This is a genomic window from Eubacterium limosum, assembly GCF_000807675.2.
GTDB classification, from domain to species: Bacteria; Bacillota; Clostridia; order Eubacteriales; family Eubacteriaceae; genus Eubacterium; species Eubacterium limosum.
On sequence record NZ_CP019962.1, the window covers coordinates 1,478,899 to 1,498,426 of the forward strand.

The following is a 19,528-nucleotide window of genomic DNA, read 5'->3' on the forward strand; positions in this document are numbered from 1 at the left end:
GTGTGTTACATACAGTATGTCAATACTATACAGTATTTTGTTTGAAAATGTCTGTGAGAAAATGCTGGACTTCATGATGGAAATGATTTATAATAAGCGTAGCATTAATTTCAGTTTATCTGGAAGAAATAAACAAAAAAATAACCGCATTCGAGTCCGAAGGCCTAAAGGAAGTGAAGCCCCCATGGCCGGGGACCGATGAGTATGTCTGGAAACGGATATGCTTTCCGTGTTTGAGAAGAATGCAGATGATTCCTGAAAATTTTCAGGGGCATATTTCGACACGGGAGAAGTATGCCCTTTTTTATTGATTTTTCAAAAAAATGGTTATTTTATCCATGAGCTCCTGCTGCTTTTTGTCATTGAGAACAAAAGGCACTAAGCTATATAATCTACCAAGTCAAACGGCCGTCGCATCCTCGGCAGCCGTTTGAATCCTTTGCTGAATGGAGCAGGACCATGCGGTTCTGCTTTTTGTGTTTTGATATATAAGTATATTTGATATTTAATCAATTATAATCCCTTTGGAAGTAATGTTATAGTAATTTATAGCCATTTTTTATCCTATAAATATAAAAAATAGTCTAAAAAGAATAAAAATTTACACTTTAACAAAGTTTAAAGCTATGATATAATTTTGGAATAAACATTCAGGAGGTGTGTGAAATGAATGGTTTTCTTTCTCCGGCGGAGATTGGAGATGTGTGGGTTGGGAATGGTGTAAAAAAGGCCTCCCTTTCCATCGGTAAAATGCTGCTTCTCGGCATTTTTGCGGGTGTTTTTATTGGTTTTGGCGCCCATGGTTTTTTGCTGGCGACAGGCATTGGTAAAGGCGCTTTAGGTGAGGCCATGATTGCTAAGTTTATCGGCGCTTCGGTTTTCCCGGCAGGCCTGATGATGGTAATATTATGCGGTGCGGAGCTGTTTACGGGCAATAACCTGATGACACTGGCCCTGATGGATAAAAAAATTACCATCAAGGGAATGCTGACGAACTGGGTGATTGTTTATATAGGAAATTTAATCGGATCAATCCTGTTGGCTTTTGTTTTGGCTAAAAGCGGCCTTTATGCAGATGCAGTGCTGGACAAAGCGATGGCCGTTGCACAGGCAAAGGTTGGGATGCCTTTTTCAGCAGCGCTTATCCGCGGTATTCTATGTAATATGCTGGTTGTTTTAGCATGCTGGATGCAGGCCGGGGCAAAGGATATGATCGGTAAAATTTTTGCGATTTGGTTTCCGATTATGCTTTTTGTTTTTGCAGGATTTGAACATAGTGTTGCCAATATGACCTATATTCCTCTTGGGATTTTCCTGGGTGCGGATGTCAGCTGGGGACAGATGTTTGTGAATAATCTGCTGCCTGTCACAATCGGCAATATTATCGGCGGTGCCATAATCGTGCCTTGTGTTTACTATTATGCATATATTTACAAAAAATAAAGAGTGAACGAGTGAATGGAAATAATGATAAAGTACCCTTTTATATATGAAAGGGTCTTTTTTATATAAATTTAAGAGCGGCTTATGAGTTCAGATCTATTTGTGCTATAATGAATAAGAAAATTTAAATGTTTACAGGAGAAATGAAAATGCTGATTGGAAAAAACATAACCATTGGGATTACGGCGTGTACGCCGGTTGACCAGATTACTGGACTTATCCGGATGCTGCGAAATGAAAAAGCAGAGGTAAAGGTGATATTAACCCCGAATGCCCTTAATTTTATTACACCGCTTCCACTGCGGCGCGCGTCGGGGAATCCTGTTGAAATCGACCAGTTTGAGGAACCAAAGGTATGGGATCCTGAGCACAAAACCTCCGACCAGTCTGATTTGCTGCTGATCGCTCCAGCCTCCGCCAATACTATCGGCAAAGCAGCCAATGGCATAGCGGACAATTTACTGACGACGACTATTCTTTCCACCACAGCGCCCATTGTGTTTGCAAATAATATCAATCCGATGATGTATAGCAAGCCCAGCGTGCAGCGGAATATCCAGACTTTGAAGGAAGATGGCTGTATTTTTGTTGAAAACGGGGAGGGCAGAGCGCCTAACCGTATGCCTTCTAATGATCAGATTTTCCAGACGATCATCAAGGTATTGGAGAAAATGACAGAAGTTTAGAAAATGGAAAACGTAGGGTAAAAAATTGTTTTTAGTGGAAACTGTATGGACAATTTTTAAAAAAAGCGATAAAATGTAAAAGTAAATGTTTTCAGAATCAACTAAAGAAATGATCCGGTAAAACAGGAAATGCGGTGAAATTATGAATGGATTAGTAAATTGGGCAGCAATTTCAGAATTAAGCCATCCAGCAGCTAAGGCAGGCCCCATGGATAGTGATCCTGCTAAAATGTGGGGGTCGGTTGCGCAAATGTATAATAAAATGGCGCAGCTGGAAAGAGAGTATACACAGAATCAGCTGGACGCTTTGATTATTACAAAGGAAGATACAGTATTGGACGTGGGTTGTGGACCTGGCAGGCTCTCAGTACCGATCGCCGGTATGGCGAAAAGTGTCACGAGCCTGGATGTGGCGCAGCAAATGCTGGAAAAGTGCCAGGAAAACGCTGACGCTGCCGGTGTGTCAAATCTGACCACCAGGCTTTTGAATTGGGATGATGTAAAGCCCGGTGAGAATATCGAAAAGCATGATATTGTCATCGCGTCACGGACAACAGCCCTCGCTGACCTTATCAAGCTGAATGCATTGGCAAATAAATATGTCTTTATTCTTTGCTGGGCCAAAAACCCCAGCTTGAAGCATGTGCACGATGCTTTGTTTTACGGTGTGGATGATGCGCTGAAGCCGATACCTCCAATGAACCGTTTGCTTGGATATAATGTGAATTTTAATCTGCTCTACGATATGGGCGTAAACCCAAACGTTAAAATTGTGACAGATGGCTTTCACTGCGATTACGAAAGCCGGGAAGCAGCGTACAATGATTTGAGAACCCTGCATCCAGTACCGGAAGACCGGGAAGAAGTTTTCAGGAAAAACGTGGATGAGTGGCTTACGGATTTACCGGGAGGCGGCGTCTCTTTCAGGCGTGAGACTGAAACCTATGTCATGTGGTGGAAACCGGGAAAACTGGAGCTGTAAAATTAAATATGCATTCGAGTCCACAGGCCTAAAGGAAATCCCATGGCTGCGGACCGATGAGTGTAGGGGGAAACGCCTGCGCTTTCCGTATTTGAGAAGAATGCAATTGAGCTGTTTGATACCAAACGGGCATATTCTTAAACGGAGTATGCCCTTTTTTATATATAAAATATAGGGAAAGAAGGAGATGTGAGAAATGAAAAAATTTAAAAAAGCCCTATCTGTGCTGTTAGTGCTGGTGCTTCTCAGCTTTACTGCAGCTGGCTGTTCACAAAACAACGGTGACACAGCGAAGTCAGACAATGCGGCGGGTGACCGCACCATTACTGATATGTCGGGTGTTGATGTAACGGTTCCGGCAGAAGTGAAATCGGTCATTAACCTTTGGCCATCCAGCAACCAGATTATGATTACGCTGGGAGCGCAGGATAAGCAGACTGCCTACATGGCTACCCTGCAGAAGCCAAGCTTTATCTGGATGCAGATCGTTAATCCAGCCATTATGGAAAAACAGACAGTCGGCGGAAATGGCGACGTGACTGCTGAAGAGCTGTTAAACCTGAAACCGGATCTGGTTATTACCTCTAGCGATGAGGACGCCGAAGCTTACCGCGCTGCCGGCCTTAACGCTGCTTGTATGATGTTCAATAATTATGACGGTTTAAAAGAATCTGTCTTAAAAACCGGTGAAGCACTGGGAACCAGCGAAAAGGAACGGGCGGACAAGTACGTTGAGTATCTGGAAAAGAACATTAAGCTGGTTCAGGACCGCTTAAAAGATGTAAAAGATGAAGACAAACCTGTTGTACACTATGTCGATGGACAGAGCGGCACCAGTCCCTACAAAACAACTGGAAATGGTACAATGCAGGAAGAATGGCTGACCATGGCTGGCGGCAAATTATCTACAGATGGGATTCTTCAGGGAATGAGCAAGGAAATTACACCGGAGCAGTTCCTGAGCATTAATCCGGATGTGATCATTGTTGGCGGAACTGGACAGGCAGATGCCTATGATGCCCTGATGAGCGACGCGTCACTGGCAAACCTGAAAGCGGTTCAGGACGGTAAGGTTTACCGCAACCCGCAGGGGACCTTCCAGTGGGACCGTTTTGGTTCAGAGTCTGCGTTGCAGGTACTTTGGGTGGCTAAAACCTTATACCCTGATAAATTCGAAGATATTGACATGAAAAAGGAAACCATTTCCTTCTACAAAGATTATTTAGGCTATGATCTTTCAGATGAATACGCGGATGCGATCTTAGCTGGCAAAAATGCTCCGGATGGGCGCTAAGCCGGATTAAGGGGCATAAAGAAATAATGTGAAAGAATAAACAGTCAAAGCCGCCGAGTGCTCGGCGGCTTTTTTGAAAATAAAAGGACAAAATTGTATGGCGAGAGATATAAAAGAAAACAAGGTGAAAAATCCAGAAGACAGGCCATTGGGTTTAGTTTTGGCACTGGCAGCGATTATTGTTATTGCGCTTATTTTAACAGCGCTGTGTGTGGGGCGTTATCATGTACCGGTAGTACAGGCTGTCAAAATATTGCTGTCCCAGATATTCCCCATCACACCAACCTGGGATAAGACAATGTATGATGTTATTATCAACCTGCGGCTCCCGCGTGTGCTGGCTGCTGTTTTGGTCGGCGGTTCCCTGGCATTGGCCGGGGCCACCTATCAGGGGATGTTTAAAAACCCTCTGGTATCGCCAGATCTTCTGGGGGTTTCCGCTGGAGCCTGTGTGGGTGCGGCTGTTGCAATCCTGATGAGTCTGGGGAGTGGAATGACACAGGTGCTGGCCTTTGCGGGCGGTCTTTTAACAGTGTTTGTCACCACCTCCATTCCTAAGCTGATGCACCGTAATTCAACCCTGATGCTGGTACTGGCTGGTGTGATTGTAGGCGGATTTATGAATTCGATCATTGGTCTGACAAAATACATCGCAGATACGGATACTCAGCTGCCTGATATGACCTACTGGCAGCTGGGGAGCATCGCGAAGGTTACCTATCCCACGCTTATGGCCATTGCGCCGATTATGATCATCAGCGGCGCAGTGCTTATTATCATGCGGTGGCGAATTAATATTTTATCTCTCGGGGATAATGAGGCGCGGTCTCTGGGCGTTAATCTGCGCTTTGAGAGAGGGATTGCCATCATCTGCTCTACTGTGCTGACAGCCTCGGCAGTGTGTATGAGCGGAACCATCGGGTGGATCGGACTCGTTATGCCACACCTTGGAAGAATGGTGGTGGGCAGCAACAACGTACGGCTGCTGCCGGTTACCACACTGCTCAGCGCCGGATTTCTGATCATCATTGATACCCTGGCCCGGACGCTTACCGGCGGGGAGCTTCCACTTGGTATTTTAACCGGCTTTATCGGAGCGCCCTTCTTTACCTGGGTATTGATCAAACAAAGGATGAGTGCGTGATATGGCATTACTGGAAGTGAAAAAAGCAGGCTTCTCCTATCCCACAAGGGAAAATGTTTTTACCGATATTTCATTCACACTGGAAAAGGGAGAGATTTTTACCATCCTTGGCCCAAACGGAGCGGGCAAGTCAACGCTCCTTAATTCCCTGGCAAATTTGACGCCTCTGACAACCGGTGAGATATTGGTGGACGGTGTGCGTCTGGATAAAATGAGCTCCAGGGAAACAGCCTTTAAAATTGCTTATGTCCCCCAGACTACGGAAATAACCTACGGCTACTCTGTCAGGGACTATATTGCTATGGGAAGGGCCGCGCATGTGGGAATGCTGGTGACGCCAAAGAAAAAAGATTACGAAATTGTAGATGAAACCATTGCGCTGCTCGGCATTGAACACCTCGCGCACCGTCTCTGTACTCAGATCAGCGGTGGTGAAAAGCAGCAGGCATGTATCGCCAGAGCCATCGTCCAGCAGCCGGAAATTATTCTTTTTGATGAACCGACCTCCGCGCTGGACTACGGCAATCAATTGAATATTATGCGGCTCATTAAAAAACTGTGCGGCCGTGATTACGCAGTTATCATGACAACCCATAATCCGGACCAGCCGATTTTGCTGGAAGGGAAGGCAGGCATCCTGGACCGAGACGGGCACATGATAACAGGCACAGTAGGCGATATATTGAGTGAAGAAACTCTGAGTGCCGTATACCGCACAGCCCTGCACCTGGTCTATGTGGAGGAGGCAGAGCGGATGGCATGTATTGCGGCCAAGATTTAAGGCGTTTTGACAAGAAACGGCCCAGATGTTATAATTTAGAAAAATGATTGAAAGAGGTGTGTTGATGTCGGTTTTGTCTGTTTACAGGGTTCTCAACTAAATACAGTTGAAAGGGTACAGCGATGATGGGGGTGGACTCCTTTGTTTTGCTGACCTTTTTAGAAACATACCAGACAGACTGCTTCAACTTATCGAATCTCATGGCGGTGCAACGGCTTTTGCGGTTGTACGGCTTTATATTTGATCTATACTGCCCGCAGGAGCATTCTGCACCTTTATAGGTGTGGTGTGTTGGCCGCGGGCTTTTTGTATTCAAATTTACGACGAAAGGGAAAGCTTTATGAAGTACGCATCGGATCGTTGTGCATAGCAGGGGCTATCGCATGACATCAGAATAATGATATGTGTATAGCCCTTGCTTAATCCTAAAAAAATAAATTAGGAGGAGCATAATGAGCTATATCAAGGCAGGCGACGTGCTGCCAAAAGAACTTCTTGACAAAATTCAGGATTATATTGACGGAGAATACATATATGTGCCCCGCAAAGAGACAAACAGAAAAGGCTGGGGGCAGAATACCAATCGAAAACAGGAAACGCTTTTGAGAAACCGGGAAATTTACAGGCAGTATACAGAGGGTATGTCTGCCGCCCGCCTTTCGGAGATTTATTTCCTGTCTCCCAAAAGTATACATAAAATTATTGCAAAATGTAAGCTGGAAAACCAGTGATGAGAGCGCCGCAGCTAAAAGCCCTGCGGCGCTTTTTTATTTCAGAAAAATAAAGGCGGTTGTTGTGCCAGTTTAAGAGCATGTATAATGTTTGTGCAGGAAAGGGGCAATTCCTGAAAAACAGATTGGAGAAAACAAATGAGAAAGAAAAAAGTAAAAGAAAATATTCAGATACAAGATGCAGAAAAAAATAAGATAAAGGCGATGGTTGTAAAAATAATGAATAAGCAGGCTCAGGTTCTGGCTGGAGATAAGCTGCTGACCTGCCTGTTGCCACAGACGATGGTTTCAGAGAAAAATGCGCTGGTGGTTGGAGATCGTGTGGCAATAAGCCCTGTGGATAACGATACATATAAATTATCTGAAGTGCTGCCAAGAGAAACAGAGGTTTTCAGGGGAAGCCGGCGTTCGCCAGGAGAAAGAATACTAATAGCGGCCAATGTACACTATCTTTTAGCCGTTGTGACAGCCGAGTATTTCAGGCATCAGGCAGGTTATCTGGAATCTGCTGTTATTGCGGCCAGACGGGCAGGAGTTAAAATCATTATTTTGATCAGCAAATGGGATATGGTGGGTGAAAGGGAAAGGGAACTGCTCGAGGAGAAAATAAACCTTTATCGGCAAACCGCAGACCTGGTCTTTGCCGGGTCAGAGCAGGCTGAGATGGAAGCCATGATAGAGGAAGTGTCAAACAAAACAGGGGTGGTCGTGGGCGACCGGTCCTGCGGTAAATCGACCCTGATCCATAAAATTCTGAGCAGGCTCTCGGAGGAAGTGGAAACCCCGGTGAAATTTCCAGGCACTCACAGCAGCCAGATGGAGTGCGGCCCCCAAAATACCTGCCTTATTGATACCCCGGGCTTTCGTGATTTTGCGCTGCAGGCCGTTGCAGAGAATGAAAAAAATACCACCTTTCCAGAAATTGCCCGGCTGGCTCATCAGTGCGCGTTCAGCAGTTGTACGCATACGCATGAGGAAGGCTGTGCGGTGCTGCAGGCGCTTCGGGAGGAGTGTATTGAAAGAGAACGGTACGACGCCTATCAAAGTATGGGCGGAAAACCTTCTAAGCCGCAGCAGAAGCCAGACTACAGGCGTACAGCCTGCACAGAAAGCTTTGTGTGTAAGGTGTGTGGTGCTCCCGTCGCACCGGAAGGAGCTGGCAGTGAGCACAGGAACCATTGCCCCAAATGCCTGTCAAGCCTCCATGTCGATAAAAAGCCCGGGGACCGCGCTTCCTTATGTCATGGTGTTATGGAGCCGGTGAGCGTCTGGGTTCGGAAAAATGGAGAGTGGGCGATCATTCACAGATGCCGTCTGTGTGGTGTGCTCAGTTCAAATCGCATTGCGGCAGATGACAATCCAGCACTGCTCATGTCCATTGCGGTCAAGCCGCTGGCGAGGACACCCTTTCCCCTCAATAAGCTGGAAGAAGTGTTTGGCGGAAAGTGTGAGCCTTAAGAACACTCAGAAAGCGTTTCGGCCTGTTGCTTTGGGGTATTTAGAAAGAAAAACGAAAGCAGGTGTCATAATGATGCATCATATAGAAATTTTCGATCCGGATATCCAGTGCTATGCTGGCGAGTGTGAGCCCATGGGTAATAAAGAATACATGCGGATCACCACCATGGTAGAGAATCTGAAAATAGCGGGAAAAGACATTATCCGTTACAACCCTATGCAGGAGCCTTCACTCTATAAGGAGATGCCTGAGATCCAGCAGCTTATGGATGAGAAGGGAATAGCAGCCCTGCCGGCAGTGATGCTGGACGGAAAAATCGTCAAGAGCGGCGAGTATCCATCCAATAAAGAGCTGCTGGACTGGTCGGGATTAAGCCAGGAGGAACTGGTTAAAACCATCATGCAAAAGAAAATGTCAAATTGTAAATGCGGTAATGATCTGGATTGCTGCTGCTAAATAAAAATTTCTGAGAGGACCGGCAAAGCTTGCCGGTCCTCTTTTCTTAATAAAAAGCTTAAAAAATTAATACCAATTTCCCTAAAAATTTACACCATGACGGGTTAAAAGAAAAAGCACCAGATTACGTCTCAGAAGAGCATGACCAGTTAAAATCGTTAAAATATAGACAATTTAAGAGGGGCAAAAAGGCTTGACAAACGGTTACACTGCAACTATACTAGTCTTAACTGGTCATGACCACTAATGATGACCGAGAGGGGAATTACTTGTGGATAAAATCGAATTAATTGAGAGAAAGGCGTTTAATATCCGAAATGATATTGTAAAAACCATTATAGAGAATGGTGATGGTCATGCCGGACCGTCCCTGTCCTGTACGGACATTCTGGCGACACTGTACTTTGGAGTGATGAAGGTCGATGTTAACAAACCCAAATGGGAAAAAAGAGACCGCCTTATCCTGAGCGCGGGTCATAAATGCCTGGCGCTGTATGGAACGCTGATTGAAAAGGGATTTGAGAGTGAACGGGTACTGCATAGCTATAATCATTTGGGGACAATCGTGCCGGGTCATCCGGATATGAAAAAGTTCCGGGGTGTGGATTTCAGCTCCGGCGCTCTGGGGCATGGGCTGCCAATTGGCTGCGGCATGGCTCTGGACGCAAAGCTTAAAGACCATGAAAACCGTGTGTTTGTACTTATGGGCGACGGCGAGCAGGGAGAAGGCTCTAACTGGGAAGCAGCAATGTTTGCAGCGCACCATAAGCTCGACAATCTGGTTGCCATTATCGACCGAAACGGCCTGCAGATCAACGGTACAACAAAAGAGGTGCTCAACAGTGCAGATCTTGCGGAAAAATATAAAAGCTTTGGATGGGCGGTAGAGATTGTGGACGGCCATGATGTGGCGGCAATGCTGAATATTTTTGAACAGACGCCTGCTCAGGCAGGAAAGCCAACAATGGTTATTGCCAATACCATCAAGAGCAAGGGAATGTCCTTTGCGGAAAACAATGTGAAGTATCACCACTGGAATCCTGGGAAGGATTCTGAGGAGGCCAGACAGGCATTGGAAGATTTACACAGCTATCAGGAAGCAAAGGGGTGGTCATAATGGCAGGAACAAAGTTAAACCCAAGAGATGTCTTTGGCGAAGTGCTTTTGGAAATTGGAAAAACAGATGAACGCGTTATGGCAGTATCCTGTGATTCTGGTGCGGGCTCAGGCATGAACCCTTTTAAAGACGCGCTGCCCTTACAATATTTAGAGGTTGGGATTAGCGAGCAGGACGCCATCGGTATTTGCGCCGGTCTGGCGGAATCCGGCAGAGTGCCTGTGGTATCAGCGATCGCACCCTTTATCAGTATGCGGTGCTTTGAACAGATCCGGAATGACGTGGGCTACGCGAACATGAACGTAAAGATCATTGGCTCAAGCAGCGGTCTGTCTCATTCTAATCTGGGCTCTACACACCAGGCGCTGGAGGATATGGCGATTTTAAAAACAGTGCCGAATATGGTGATTTTTAATCCTGGCGACGGCTATGAGGTAGAAATGTCGCTCAGAAAGGCTATAGCCTGCAAAGGGCCTGTTTATATCCGGATGCCGCGAAACGCCATGGAAATGCCTATGAATCTGGAAAAGCGCAGCTTTGAAATCGGCAAGGGAGAGCGTCTTCTGGACACTGGCGATGACGTGGTCATTCTGGTTACAGGGACACTGAGCGTTGACGCGCTGAAAGCAGGACAGCGGCTGGCAGAAAAGGGCTATAGAGTCAAAGTACTTAATTTTACAACCGTTAAGCCACTGGATAAAAAACTGATCCGCAACGCTTATAAAAACTGCCGGCTTATGTGCACAGTAGAGGAGCACATAACAACCGGTGGCTTTGGGAGCAGTGTGCTGGAACTTCTTTCAGATATGACGCACCACGCACCGGTTCACGTACTGGGCATTGAGGCTGGGTCCACTCAGACAGGGCCCTACCGTGAGCTTTTAGATTACTATGGTTTAAGCGCTGATAAGCTGACAGAGACCATTGAAACTTACATTCATAATTTAGCATAAGGAGAGAGACATGGAGATTAAATGCAGTTTAAACACATTCAAGAAAACAGACGTCACATTCATTGACAGCGAGAAGGCGTACATCAGCAGAGTGGCCGACCAGCCCATCGCGTTTGAGACCTTTCAGGCCTTAAAGCCATACGTGAAATCCATTGGTGTGACCGATGGATTTAAAAAGGTTATTGATACCTTTGACGTACCAGAGGGCCAGACCCCGGCAGGTTTTCGGGTAGAATACGAGCTGGAGGAGGACGGGGCCCTCAGAGCAGATCTGGTAAGAGATATCAGCTATGACAAAAATGGAATGAAACGCCCGACGAACGTTCTGTTTTCAGCAGACAGCGCCAATCCTTACGAAGTAGCGCCCATCAAAAACATTCTTGCCAACCTGACCTGTAACCCTGGGATCATCTATGATCTGTTCATCAATAATCCAAAAGCAAATGTCGGCAATCAGTTTAAAACAAGAGACGAGGTTATGGCAGAAATCGGCAGGATTCTGGGCCCCGGCGCAGACATTAGCGTTGAGCTGAACGACCCCTTTGGCAAATCCGACGCCGAGATTCTGGAAGAAGCCGCTAAATTTAAAGAAATGCTGTCCGAATACCGCGTCGTCATTAAGGTGCCGCACACCGGACCAGTCAGCAAGGAAACCGTTGACCAGCTCCTTACAGGCGACAAGAAATTTTCAATCCCCTGCGACGCACCTGGTACAGCCGAAGCGCTGAGAGGCCACAACATCGCATTGATGCTTCAGGAAAATGGCTACCGGGTCAATTTTACCTTAATGTTTGAGCCCTATCAGACAGCACTTGCGCTGCAGGCAAAGCCCTATTTTATCAACAGCTTTGTCCGCCACCGCTTCATGCAGTCCGAAATCATGAAAAAAGGCCTTGCGGCTTACGACGCAACACGCGACCCCAGGTATTTGGAAGACATTAAAAAAATGTTCATCGAAAAAGACTACCTGTGCAAAGGGCAGGAAATGGATCTGCTGAGCGTCAAGCAGGCAGCCGAGGATCTGCTTAAATACCGGCACTTTGAAGACCATGAAGGGGCTGACGGCCTGGACAGTGTAAGACATAACCTGAGATGGTTTAAAAACACCAACCTGAACGATTCAAGACTGATTATCTGCAGTATGGAAGGGCCGCTCAATTACCCGGATATCGACAAGCTTTTAGTCGAGGACGAATTCAGCGATCTGGTCAACCGTGTGGTTATTACCGCAGAGCCAAGCTATCTGGCGCGCTTTACCTCCTGCAACCAGGTAATCAGCTATCAGCGCCGGTTTATGAACGCGGCTAACGGCGCAAAATAAAATCAGAATAAGAAATGAGGTCATGAAATGAGTTATGTAAACATGGAAAAAATATTGAAGGATGCCAGAAAGGGCGGATACGCTGTCGGCGCCTTCAACATTGTCAATCAAATGACAGCAAAGGCGGCGGTGGAAGCGGCAGAAGAGCTGAGTTGTCCGATCATTCTTCAGACCTCGGTTAAAACCGTCAGGCAATTTGGAATTGAAGAAATGATGCAGTTTTTAAAACCCATTGTGGAGAATGCAAAGGTAGATGTGGCAGTGCATCTTGACCATTCGACCGATGTGGATTTTACCATCGCCTGTATTGACGGCGGATGGAGCTCCGTTATGTATGATGGCTCAAAGCTGCCGCTGTCAGAAAATATTGCGAACACTAAAAAAATTGTGGAAGCCGCCCACGCAAAAGATGTTACTGTCGAAGGTGAGCTTGGAGCCATCGTGGGCGTGGAAGACGATATTGTAGTCGATGAAGACCAGAGTGCTCTGGCAAATCCGGAGGACTGTAAGGTTTATCTGGAAGAGACAAAAATTAATGCCTTTGCTCCGGCCATCGGCACAGCCCATGGTGTATATAAAGGGGAGGTTAAAATTGATTACGACCTTTTTGAAAACATCAACAGCTTTTCGCCTTGCCCGCTGGTACTGCATGGCGGTACTGGTCTGAGCACAGGCACCTTTAAACGGCTGATAAGCTTGGGGGCGGCAAAAGTCAATATTTCAACAGCGATTAAGATTGCTTACTGCGGCGGTATGAGAGACTACACAAAGCTGCGGCCTGATGAAAATGATCCACTGAAGCTGGACGCTTTTGTAAAAGATAAGGTCAAAGAAGTGGTTAGAAATCACATCACACTGTTCAGCTTATTAGAAGATTAGGAAGTGAGCATATGGATTACAAACCAAATTATCTCTGTGATCTGCACAGCCACACAACCCGCTCAGACGGTAACGATACCCCAAAGGAATTTCTGGATACCGCGGCAGCGCTGGGGATGAAGGTCGTAGCCATCACAGACCACGATGTGCTGCCGCCGGAGAAGATTGAGGTGGGCGGGCTCATGGTCGATGTGGAACGCTATGCCCAGAAGAAAGGCATGAAGGTTTTAAAGGGAATTGAGTTTTCCTGTGAAACAGAGGTAGAGGATGTGCATCTGGTGGCCTTTGGCTGTGATTACTCAAGCCCTGAAATTTTGGCCATGAACCGGATCATTGTTCAGAGTAAGATTGATTCCTACAGAAGGCTGACCGAACTGCTGACAGAGAAAGGCTTTCCCATCAGCTGGGAGGAAGTGCTCAATTACAATGATATCCCGAGAAAGCCGGAAGATGTGCAGAAGAAAATCATCTTTAACCTCATGGCAGAGAAAGGCTATACCGAAACCTGGAGTGACGCCAAGCTGATGATCCGCAACACGCCGGAATACAGTGTGAAACGTGAAAAGCCAGACCCCCTGACCATTATTGATATTGTACACCGCGCGGGAGGAATCGTTATTTTGGCGCACCCCTATCTTATTGACGAGAGGGTTAAAACAAAAGCCCTGGAGTGTTCAAGAGCTGAATATATTGACCGCCTGATCAAGGGCGGGCTGGACGGCATTGAGGCCTCTTACACCTATGACAAGACAACCTATAATGGCTCGCTGACAAAGGAAGAAATCATAGAACAGGTGCGCAGAGACTACACTGACAGGGTTGCGATTATTTCCGGAGGCTCAGACTACCATGCAGATTATAAGAAGTCCAGCAAAAAAGTCCGGAATATTGGCGAATGCGGCATTACGCCAGAGTATTTTCAAAGCAATGAGCTGTTGTCCAGACTGTAGGTGAAAAAATGGGAAAACATTATGATTTGATTATTTTTGATCTGGATGGGACGCTGGTAGATTCTGCAGCGGATATTGTGGCGACCGTTAAGTATATTATTAAGAAATATGGATTTGAGCCAAAATCAGACACTTTTATACGGAACTGTATTGGCGGCGGAGCACGTAATGTTCTGCTAAAGAGCCTTGGAGAAGATAAAGAAGCGTTAATCGACAGTGAGATTTTGCCGCTGTTTAAAAAATATTACGAAGAAAACTGTGCCGTGTACACCAGCCTGTATCCCGGCGTTAAGGAAGTATTGGAACATTACAAGAAAATAGGCAGACCAATGGCTTTGGCGACCTATAAGATCAGAAGCGCTACAGAAAAAATTATGAAAGCTCTGGCGTTTGACCAGTATTTTGACTATCTGGTAACCGCAGATGATGTTGAAAACCCAAAACCCCACCCGGAATGTATACAAAAAATATTGGCGCACTACCAGATGCAGCCAGAACAGGCAGTGCTGGTGGGGGACACAAAAACAGATTTTATGACAGGCCACAACGCAGGTGTGGATGTGTGTGCGGTAACCTATGGATACGGCAGCAGTGAAGTGCTGAAGGATCTGGGACCGGCCTATATAGTGGATACAATAAGTGAAATAAAGGAACTGCTCCTTTAAAAAAAGAGAATACAGGAGGAAACGATGGTTGATTTATCAAAAATGGATAAGTGGTCATTAGGAAAGTGTTTTGACCATTCGGTACTGCCCAAGGATACAACAGAAGCGGATATTCGCAAAGGCTGCCAGGAAGCAAAGGCATATAACTGCGCGGCGTTTTATTCAGCATCACCTTATTGGACACCTGTGGTAAAGGAAGAGCTTGAAGGAACAGACATCCATATCGCCACAGGCTTGGATTTTCCCTTTGGCGCGTCAACTGTAAAAATGAAGGGACTCGAGACCGAGGAGGCTGTCCGACTCGGGTGTACAGCGCTGGACATGGTTATGAATATCGGCGCGCTCAAAGACAAAAATTACAAGGAAGTAAAGGCAGGGCTGGACGCTTTTGTAAAAGCAGCTGAAGGCAACCTGACGAAATGCATCATGGACGTTAACTTTTTAACGGACGATGAAATTATTGCGGGCTGTAATTTAATTGCAGAAGCAGGGATTGACTATGCGAAAACCTCAACAGGACAGTTTGAAGGGCCGTCGATGGATCAGTTTTTACTCATGAAAAAAACATTGAAGGATACCGACATTAAGCTTAAGGTTGCCGGTGTTAAATTTCCGAGACCTCAGAATGCCTACGCGTTTTTACTCGCAGGAGCAGATTTAATTGGGACCCGTGCAGCTGTGGCGATTATAGACGCCTTAGATCAGATGCGTGAGATTGGCATTGTACCGCCGCTTCAAAAGTAAAGCAGTGGATTCAACAGATTATATCAGGAGAAAAAAATGATCGATTTAAAAAAGTTAACCAAGTGGGATGCCGGAAAGCTCTTTGATTATGCCATTCTGCCCAAAGATACCGATGAAGAAGCCATCCGTAATGGGTGCCGTGAGGCAAAGGCTTACAACTGCGCGGCTTTTTATTCATCTTCACCTTATTGGACGCCCATTGTGGTAGAAGAATTAGGAGATACGGACGTTAACATTGCGACAGGGATCAGTTTTCCGTTCGGTTCACAGCCCTCGGCTGTAAAAGCCATGGAAACAGAACTGGCTGTGAAAGCAGGCTGTACATGCCTGGATATGGTCATCAACATAGGGGCTTTAAAAGACGAAAAATATGATGTTGTCAAACAGGAGCTTGTTGATTTTAAAAATGCGGCTCAGGGACGTATGACAAAAGGAATTCTAGACGTTGCGTTTCTCACAGATGATGAGATAAAGGCTGGATGCGAGCTGATCAAGGAAGTTGGCCTTGATTATGCAAAATCAGCGACAGGACAGTTTGAGGGGCCGACGATGGAGCAGGTTTTGATTATGAAAGAAACAATCGCGGATTCCAATGTTAAGCTGAAGGTTTCTGGCGTTAAGTTTCCAAGACCTCAGAATGCATGGGCCTTTATTATGGCAGGGGCAGAGCTGATTGGAACACGGTCTGCGCCGGAAATTATTGATTCGATGGATCAGATGCGGGAAATTGGGTTACTGCCGCCTTATGAAGGATAAGACAGCGGATAAGCCAGGATATAAATTAAAGGATAAACAGGACAAGGAGTAAAAAATGATTGATTTTTCAAAAATGACAAAAAAAGATGTTGGTAAATGTTTTGACTATTTCATTGGCCCAAAAGACACAACCGAAGCGATTATCCGCGAAGAGTGTAAAACAGCCATTGAATACAATGTAAAAGCCTTCTGCTTCTCTTCTTCAATTTGGTCATCGGTGGTTGCAGAAGAACTAAAAGGAACCGATATTTTGGTTGGAGCAGGGATTGGATTTCCGTTTGGGCAGCAGACCAGCGCAGTTAAATGCTTTGAAACAGAAGAAGCTGTAAGAATGGGAGCAACGGTATTGGATAATGTCATGAACGTTGGCCTGATGAAAGACAAAAAATACGACCAGATTCTCCAGGAATTTAAAGATTATAAAAAAGCAGCAGGCCCGGCGATCACAAAAATGATTCTGGAAGTATGTATGCTGACAGATGAAGAAATTCGTATTGGCTGTGAGCTAATTGCAGAAGCAGGCTTGGACTGGGCTAAATCATCAACAGGACAGTGGGAAGGGCCGACGATGGAGCAGGTGCGCATTATGGCTAAGACTCTGGAAGGAAGTGATACAAAGGTAAAAGTATCCGGTGTTAAATTTCCGAGAGCACAAAACGCTTACTGCTTCTTGATGGGCGGAGCGGAATTGATTGGTACCCGCCAGGCGCCGCAGATCATTGATTCTTTAGATATGATGCGCGAAATTGGCGTTGTTCCAAAATATGAAGGATAAATTTTAAAATAATAACAAAATAAAGGAGTAAAAAATGGTTGATTTATCGAAAATGACGAAACATGACATGGGAAAGCTGATTGATTTTTCTGTTTTGGGCAAAGACTCAACAGAAGAAGATATTCGCAAGGGGTGCAGGACCGCTATTGAGTACAACTGCAAGGCCTTCTGTTTTTCGTCCTCTTACTGGACGCCGGTGGTTGCGGAAGAGCTAAAGGGGACAGACCTGCTGGTCGGTGCAGGAATTGGTTTTCCTTTTGGTCAGCAGAGCAGCGCTGTAAAATGCTTTGAAGCAGAAGAAGCCGTCCGCATGGGGGCAACTGTTCTGGATAACTGTATGAATGTTGGCGATTTTAAAGAAGGTAAGTACGACAAGGTTTTGCAGGAATTCAAGGACTATAAAAAAGCAGCGGGCCCGGCAATGACTAAAATGATCATTGAAACCTGTATGTTAACCAAAGAAGAAATTGTAACCGCTACCAAACTGGTGGCTGAAGCGGGCATCGACTGGGTTAAGACCTCAACAGGGCAATATGCAGGACCAAGTGTCTCAGACGTTATCCTGATGGTGGAAGCCCTGGAAGGTTCTGACACGAAGGTAAAGGTTGCCGGGGTTAAGGCGCCGCGTCCACAGAATGCGTTTGCTTTTATTTTAGCCGGAGCAGAATTGATCGGAACTCAGGGCGGCAAGGAAATTTTAGACGGTGTTGATGATTTACGGAAAATTGGATTAATTCCCGCATACCAGGGATAAAACAAAAAAATACTGCCAAAAATCAGAGTTGGGGGACTTTGATCAGAGATTTAATATTAAAAACTAAGTTTATAGAGGAGAAATAAAATGGGAAAATATTTAGTTGGTATGGACGCCGGGACGACCGGCTGTAAAGTATGCGTTTTTGACCTTGAAGGAAACCTTATCGGGAGTGATTACCGTGAATACCCATGTTATTACCCGCATGAAGGCTGGGTAGAACAAATTCCGGAGGACATGACGCCGGCATTGTTCAAAACCTGTAAAGAAGCCATCCGTAAGGCGCAGGTAGATCCAAAGGATATCATAGCTGTGGGGCTTTCTTCCCAGGGGTCTGTTATCGGTCTTTTAGATGAAGAAGGCGAACTGATCCGGCCGTTTGTAGGCTGGCAGGATCTCCGGGGCAGCGAGGAAGAAATAAAATGGATTACGGATCAGATTCCAAGAGAAGAATATTACCAGCTGACCGGCGATCCGCTGGGAATGTGCTTTAGTATTGCGAAGCTGGTATGGCTTAAACATCATGAGCCGGAAAACTGGAATAAAACAGCTATGTTCTCCACGCATCAGGACTATTTTCTTAAGCAGCTCGGCGCAGACGGATATTATACAGACTTTTCATCTGCAAGCCGCGAAGGTATGATGGATATCAACAATAAATGCTGGTCGAAGCGTATGCATGATATGTTGGGAATTTCGCTGGAAAAAAGAGCTGAACTGGTAGACGAACCGGGAAAAGTCGTTGGACATATTCCAAAAGATATTGCTGAACTGACTGGTCTGGCTGAGGGAACACCGATTTGTGTTGGCGCGCATGACCAGAACTGTAATACCTTCGGTTCAGGCGGTGTGGATGACGGAACAGCAGTTGTGGTAATGGGTACCTTCGGCTCATGCTTTATCGTGAGTGATGAACCGATTCGTGATCCAAAGGGAAGACTGGTCGTTAAAGGGAATCATGGGGTTGGCAATTATACCATCGAGGCCTTTTCAAATACGTCCGCTTCAAGCTACCGCTGGTATCGGGATACCTTCTGTGACATTGAAAAATTCTCGGCTGAGCTGGTAAAAACAGATCCTTATGAGCTCATCAATGCACAGATCGCAGACGTACCGCCAGGAGCAAATGGCATAACTTTCTTACCATACCTGCAGGGGGCGTCAGGTTCTAAAATCAATGATAAGGCACGCGGTGTTTTTATCGGAATGTCTCTTGGAACGAAAAAAGCCGATATGGCAAGAGCGGTAATGGAGGGCATCAGTTTTGAGGTATATGATATTATCAATGCCGAACTGGAAGCTGGAATTAAAATTAACTCGATTCGATTGACAGGCGGCGCCGCAAAATCTCCAATGTGGTGTCAGATGCTGGCCGACATTTTCAAACTGCCGATCCAGCTGCTGAGTGCAGGTGAAACAGGCTGTCTAGGGGCGGCTCTTTATGCTGGTATTGGTGTGGACGCTTATGAAAACTGCCGGGATGCAGCTGAAAAAGCGGTTAAGCTAACTGAAGTTTTTGAACCTAATCCGGAAAAATTTGCAGCTTATGATAAAGCTTATCAGCGTTTTATCAACGTTTATAACGCCTTGGACAACCGTATATTCTAATAAAAAAACATATACGTACTGGCCAGGTTA

At 45.9% G+C, this 19,528-nt stretch carries 20 protein-coding genes and 2 riboswitches; all 20 genes read left to right on the forward strand.

All coding sequences use genetic code 11. The features are described from left to right. Positions 1-136: 136 nt before the first annotated feature. Positions 137-260, forward strand: a riboswitch (molybdenum cofactor riboswitch). A 406-nt stretch (positions 261-666) separates the two neighbouring features. Next, a complete protein-coding gene (locus tag B2M23_RS06875; protein WP_038353693.1) occupies positions 667-1,443 on the forward strand; it encodes a formate/nitrite transporter family protein in 777 nt (258 codons plus the stop codon). 149 nt (positions 1,444-1,592) lie between these two features. Then, positions 1,593-2,129, forward strand: a complete 537-nt coding sequence (locus tag B2M23_RS06880) for a flavoprotein (RefSeq protein WP_038353692.1) — start codon at positions 1,593-1,595, stop codon at positions 2,127-2,129. A 142-nt stretch (positions 2,130-2,271) separates the two neighbouring features. Beyond that, positions 2,272-3,111, forward strand: coding sequence for a class I SAM-dependent methyltransferase (locus B2M23_RS06885; protein WP_038353691.1), 840 nt, complete (start codon positions 2,272-2,274; stop codon positions 3,109-3,111). Further along, positions 3,112-3,229, forward strand: a riboswitch (molybdenum cofactor riboswitch). A 78-nt stretch (positions 3,230-3,307) separates the two neighbouring features. Further along, positions 3,308-4,405, forward strand: coding sequence for an ABC transporter substrate-binding protein (locus B2M23_RS06890; RefSeq protein WP_038353690.1), 1,098 nt, complete (start codon positions 3,308-3,310; stop codon positions 4,403-4,405). Positions 4,406-4,502: 97 nt separating this feature from the next. Then, positions 4,503-5,549 (forward strand): FecCD family ABC transporter permease, encoded by a 1,047-nt coding sequence (locus B2M23_RS06895; protein ID WP_052237427.1) that lies wholly within the window; start codon positions 4,503-4,505, stop codon positions 5,547-5,549. A 1-nt stretch (position 5,550) separates the two neighbouring features. After that, on the forward strand, positions 5,551-6,330 hold the full coding sequence (locus tag B2M23_RS06900) for an ABC transporter ATP-binding protein (protein ID WP_038353689.1): 780 nt from the start codon (positions 5,551-5,553) through the stop codon (positions 6,328-6,330). Positions 6,331-6,782: 452 nt separating this feature from the next. Beyond that, positions 6,783-7,061, forward strand: coding sequence for a CD3324 family protein (locus tag B2M23_RS06905; protein WP_038353688.1), 279 nt, complete (start codon positions 6,783-6,785; stop codon positions 7,059-7,061). A 138-nt stretch (positions 7,062-7,199) separates the two neighbouring features. Next, on the forward strand, positions 7,200-8,519 hold the full coding sequence (rsgA, locus tag B2M23_RS06910; RefSeq protein WP_052237426.1) for a ribosome small subunit-dependent GTPase A: 1,320 nt from the start codon (positions 7,200-7,202) through the stop codon (positions 8,517-8,519). Positions 8,520-8,589: 70 nt separating this feature from the next. Next, positions 8,590-8,976, forward strand: a complete 387-nt coding sequence (locus B2M23_RS06915) for an arsenic metallochaperone ArsD family protein (RefSeq protein ID WP_052237425.1) — start codon at positions 8,590-8,592, stop codon at positions 8,974-8,976. Positions 8,977-9,247: 271 nt separating this feature from the next. Then, entirely contained in the window at positions 9,248-10,093 is an 846-nt protein-coding gene (locus tag B2M23_RS06920; RefSeq protein WP_038353687.1) for a transketolase, read from the forward strand. Continuing rightward, positions 10,093-11,046: a transketolase family protein gene (locus tag B2M23_RS06925; RefSeq protein ID WP_038353686.1), complete on the forward strand. Its 954-nt coding sequence runs from the start codon at positions 10,093-10,095 to the stop codon at positions 11,044-11,046. Before B2M23_RS06920 ends, B2M23_RS06925 begins: the two co-directional genes overlap by 1 nt. Positions 11,047-11,056: 10 nt before the next feature. Further along, positions 11,057-12,367 carry a transaldolase family protein gene (locus tag B2M23_RS06930; protein WP_052237424.1) on the forward strand — a complete coding sequence of 437 codons (1,311 nt, stop codon included), beginning with the start codon at positions 11,057-11,059 and terminating at the stop codon, positions 12,365-12,367. A 27-nt stretch (positions 12,368-12,394) separates the two neighbouring features. Further along, complete coding sequence (locus B2M23_RS06935) at positions 12,395-13,246, forward strand: class II fructose-bisphosphate aldolase (protein ID WP_038353685.1); 852 nt, start codon at positions 12,395-12,397, stop codon at positions 13,244-13,246. Positions 13,247-13,257: 11 nt separating this feature from the next. Continuing rightward, positions 13,258-14,196, forward strand: coding sequence for a PHP domain-containing protein (locus B2M23_RS06940; RefSeq protein WP_038353684.1), 939 nt, complete (start codon positions 13,258-13,260; stop codon positions 14,194-14,196). A gap of 8 nt (positions 14,197-14,204) precedes the next feature. Beyond that, positions 14,205-14,861 carry an HAD family hydrolase gene (locus B2M23_RS06945; protein WP_038353683.1) on the forward strand — a complete coding sequence of 219 codons (657 nt, stop codon included), beginning with the start codon at positions 14,205-14,207 and terminating at the stop codon, positions 14,859-14,861. A gap of 24 nt (positions 14,862-14,885) precedes the next feature. After that, positions 14,886-15,605 carry a deoxyribose-phosphate aldolase gene (gene deoC / locus B2M23_RS06950; RefSeq protein WP_038353682.1) on the forward strand — a complete coding sequence of 240 codons (720 nt, stop codon included), beginning with the start codon at positions 14,886-14,888 and terminating at the stop codon, positions 15,603-15,605. A 36-nt stretch (positions 15,606-15,641) separates the two neighbouring features. After that, positions 15,642-16,361 (forward strand): deoxyribose-phosphate aldolase, encoded by a 720-nt coding sequence (gene deoC, locus B2M23_RS06955; protein WP_038353681.1) that lies wholly within the window; start codon positions 15,642-15,644, stop codon positions 16,359-16,361. Positions 16,362-16,416: 55 nt separating this feature from the next. Continuing rightward, complete coding sequence (deoC, locus tag B2M23_RS06960) at positions 16,417-17,136, forward strand: deoxyribose-phosphate aldolase (protein ID WP_038353680.1); 720 nt, start codon at positions 16,417-16,419, stop codon at positions 17,134-17,136. A 34-nt stretch (positions 17,137-17,170) separates the two neighbouring features. Beyond that, a complete protein-coding gene (gene deoC / locus B2M23_RS06965) occupies positions 17,171-17,890 on the forward strand; it encodes a deoxyribose-phosphate aldolase (RefSeq protein WP_038353679.1) in 720 nt (239 codons plus the stop codon). An 87-nt stretch (positions 17,891-17,977) separates the two neighbouring features. Next, a complete protein-coding gene (locus tag B2M23_RS06970; protein ID WP_038353678.1) occupies positions 17,978-19,498 on the forward strand; it encodes a xylulokinase in 1,521 nt (506 codons plus the stop codon). Positions 19,499-19,528: the final 30 nt, after the last annotated feature.

Bases quoted from the DNA above. Each gene is read 5' to 3' on its own strand.
- deoC (WP_038353679.1), top strand. From the start codon at position 17,171: ATGGTTGATTTATCGAAAATGACGAAACATGACATGGGAAAGCTGATT.
- deoC (WP_038353682.1), top strand. From the start codon at position 14,886: ATGGTTGATTTATCAAAAATGGATAAGTGGTCATTAGGAAAGTGTTTT.
- B2M23_RS06875 (WP_038353693.1), top strand. From the start codon at position 667: ATGAATGGTTTTCTTTCTCCGGCGGAGATTGGAGATGTGTGGGTTGGG.
- rsgA (WP_052237426.1), top strand. From the start codon at position 7,200: ATGAGAAAGAAAAAAGTAAAAGAAAATATTCAGATACAAGATGCAGAA.
- B2M23_RS06940 (WP_038353684.1), top strand. From the start codon at position 13,258: ATGGATTACAAACCAAATTATCTCTGTGATCTGCACAGCCACACAACC.
- B2M23_RS06935 (WP_038353685.1), top strand. From the start codon at position 12,395: ATGAGTTATGTAAACATGGAAAAAATATTGAAGGATGCCAGAAAGGGC.
- B2M23_RS06880 (WP_038353692.1), top strand. From the start codon at position 1,593: ATGCTGATTGGAAAAAACATAACCATTGGGATTACGGCGTGTACGCCG.
- B2M23_RS06900 (WP_038353689.1), top strand. From the start codon at position 5,551: ATGGCATTACTGGAAGTGAAAAAAGCAGGCTTCTCCTATCCCACAAGG.
- B2M23_RS06930 (WP_052237424.1), top strand. From the start codon at position 11,057: ATGGAGATTAAATGCAGTTTAAACACATTCAAGAAAACAGACGTCACA.
- B2M23_RS06945 (WP_038353683.1), top strand. From the start codon at position 14,205: ATGGGAAAACATTATGATTTGATTATTTTTGATCTGGATGGGACGCTG.
- B2M23_RS06885 (WP_038353691.1), top strand. From the start codon at position 2,272: ATGAATGGATTAGTAAATTGGGCAGCAATTTCAGAATTAAGCCATCCA.
- B2M23_RS06925 (WP_038353686.1), top strand. From the start codon at position 10,093: ATGGCAGGAACAAAGTTAAACCCAAGAGATGTCTTTGGCGAAGTGCTT.
- deoC (WP_038353680.1), top strand. From the start codon at position 16,417: ATGATTGATTTTTCAAAAATGACAAAAAAAGATGTTGGTAAATGTTTT.
- B2M23_RS06915 (WP_052237425.1), top strand. From the start codon at position 8,590: ATGATGCATCATATAGAAATTTTCGATCCGGATATCCAGTGCTATGCT.
- B2M23_RS06890 (WP_038353690.1), top strand. From the start codon at position 3,308: ATGAAAAAATTTAAAAAAGCCCTATCTGTGCTGTTAGTGCTGGTGCTT.
- B2M23_RS06905 (WP_038353688.1), top strand. From the start codon at position 6,783: ATGAGCTATATCAAGGCAGGCGACGTGCTGCCAAAAGAACTTCTTGAC.
- B2M23_RS06895 (WP_052237427.1), top strand. From the start codon at position 4,503: ATGGCGAGAGATATAAAAGAAAACAAGGTGAAAAATCCAGAAGACAGG.
- deoC (WP_038353681.1), top strand. From the start codon at position 15,642: ATGATCGATTTAAAAAAGTTAACCAAGTGGGATGCCGGAAAGCTCTTT.
- B2M23_RS06970 (WP_038353678.1), top strand. From the start codon at position 17,978: ATGGGAAAATATTTAGTTGGTATGGACGCCGGGACGACCGGCTGTAAA.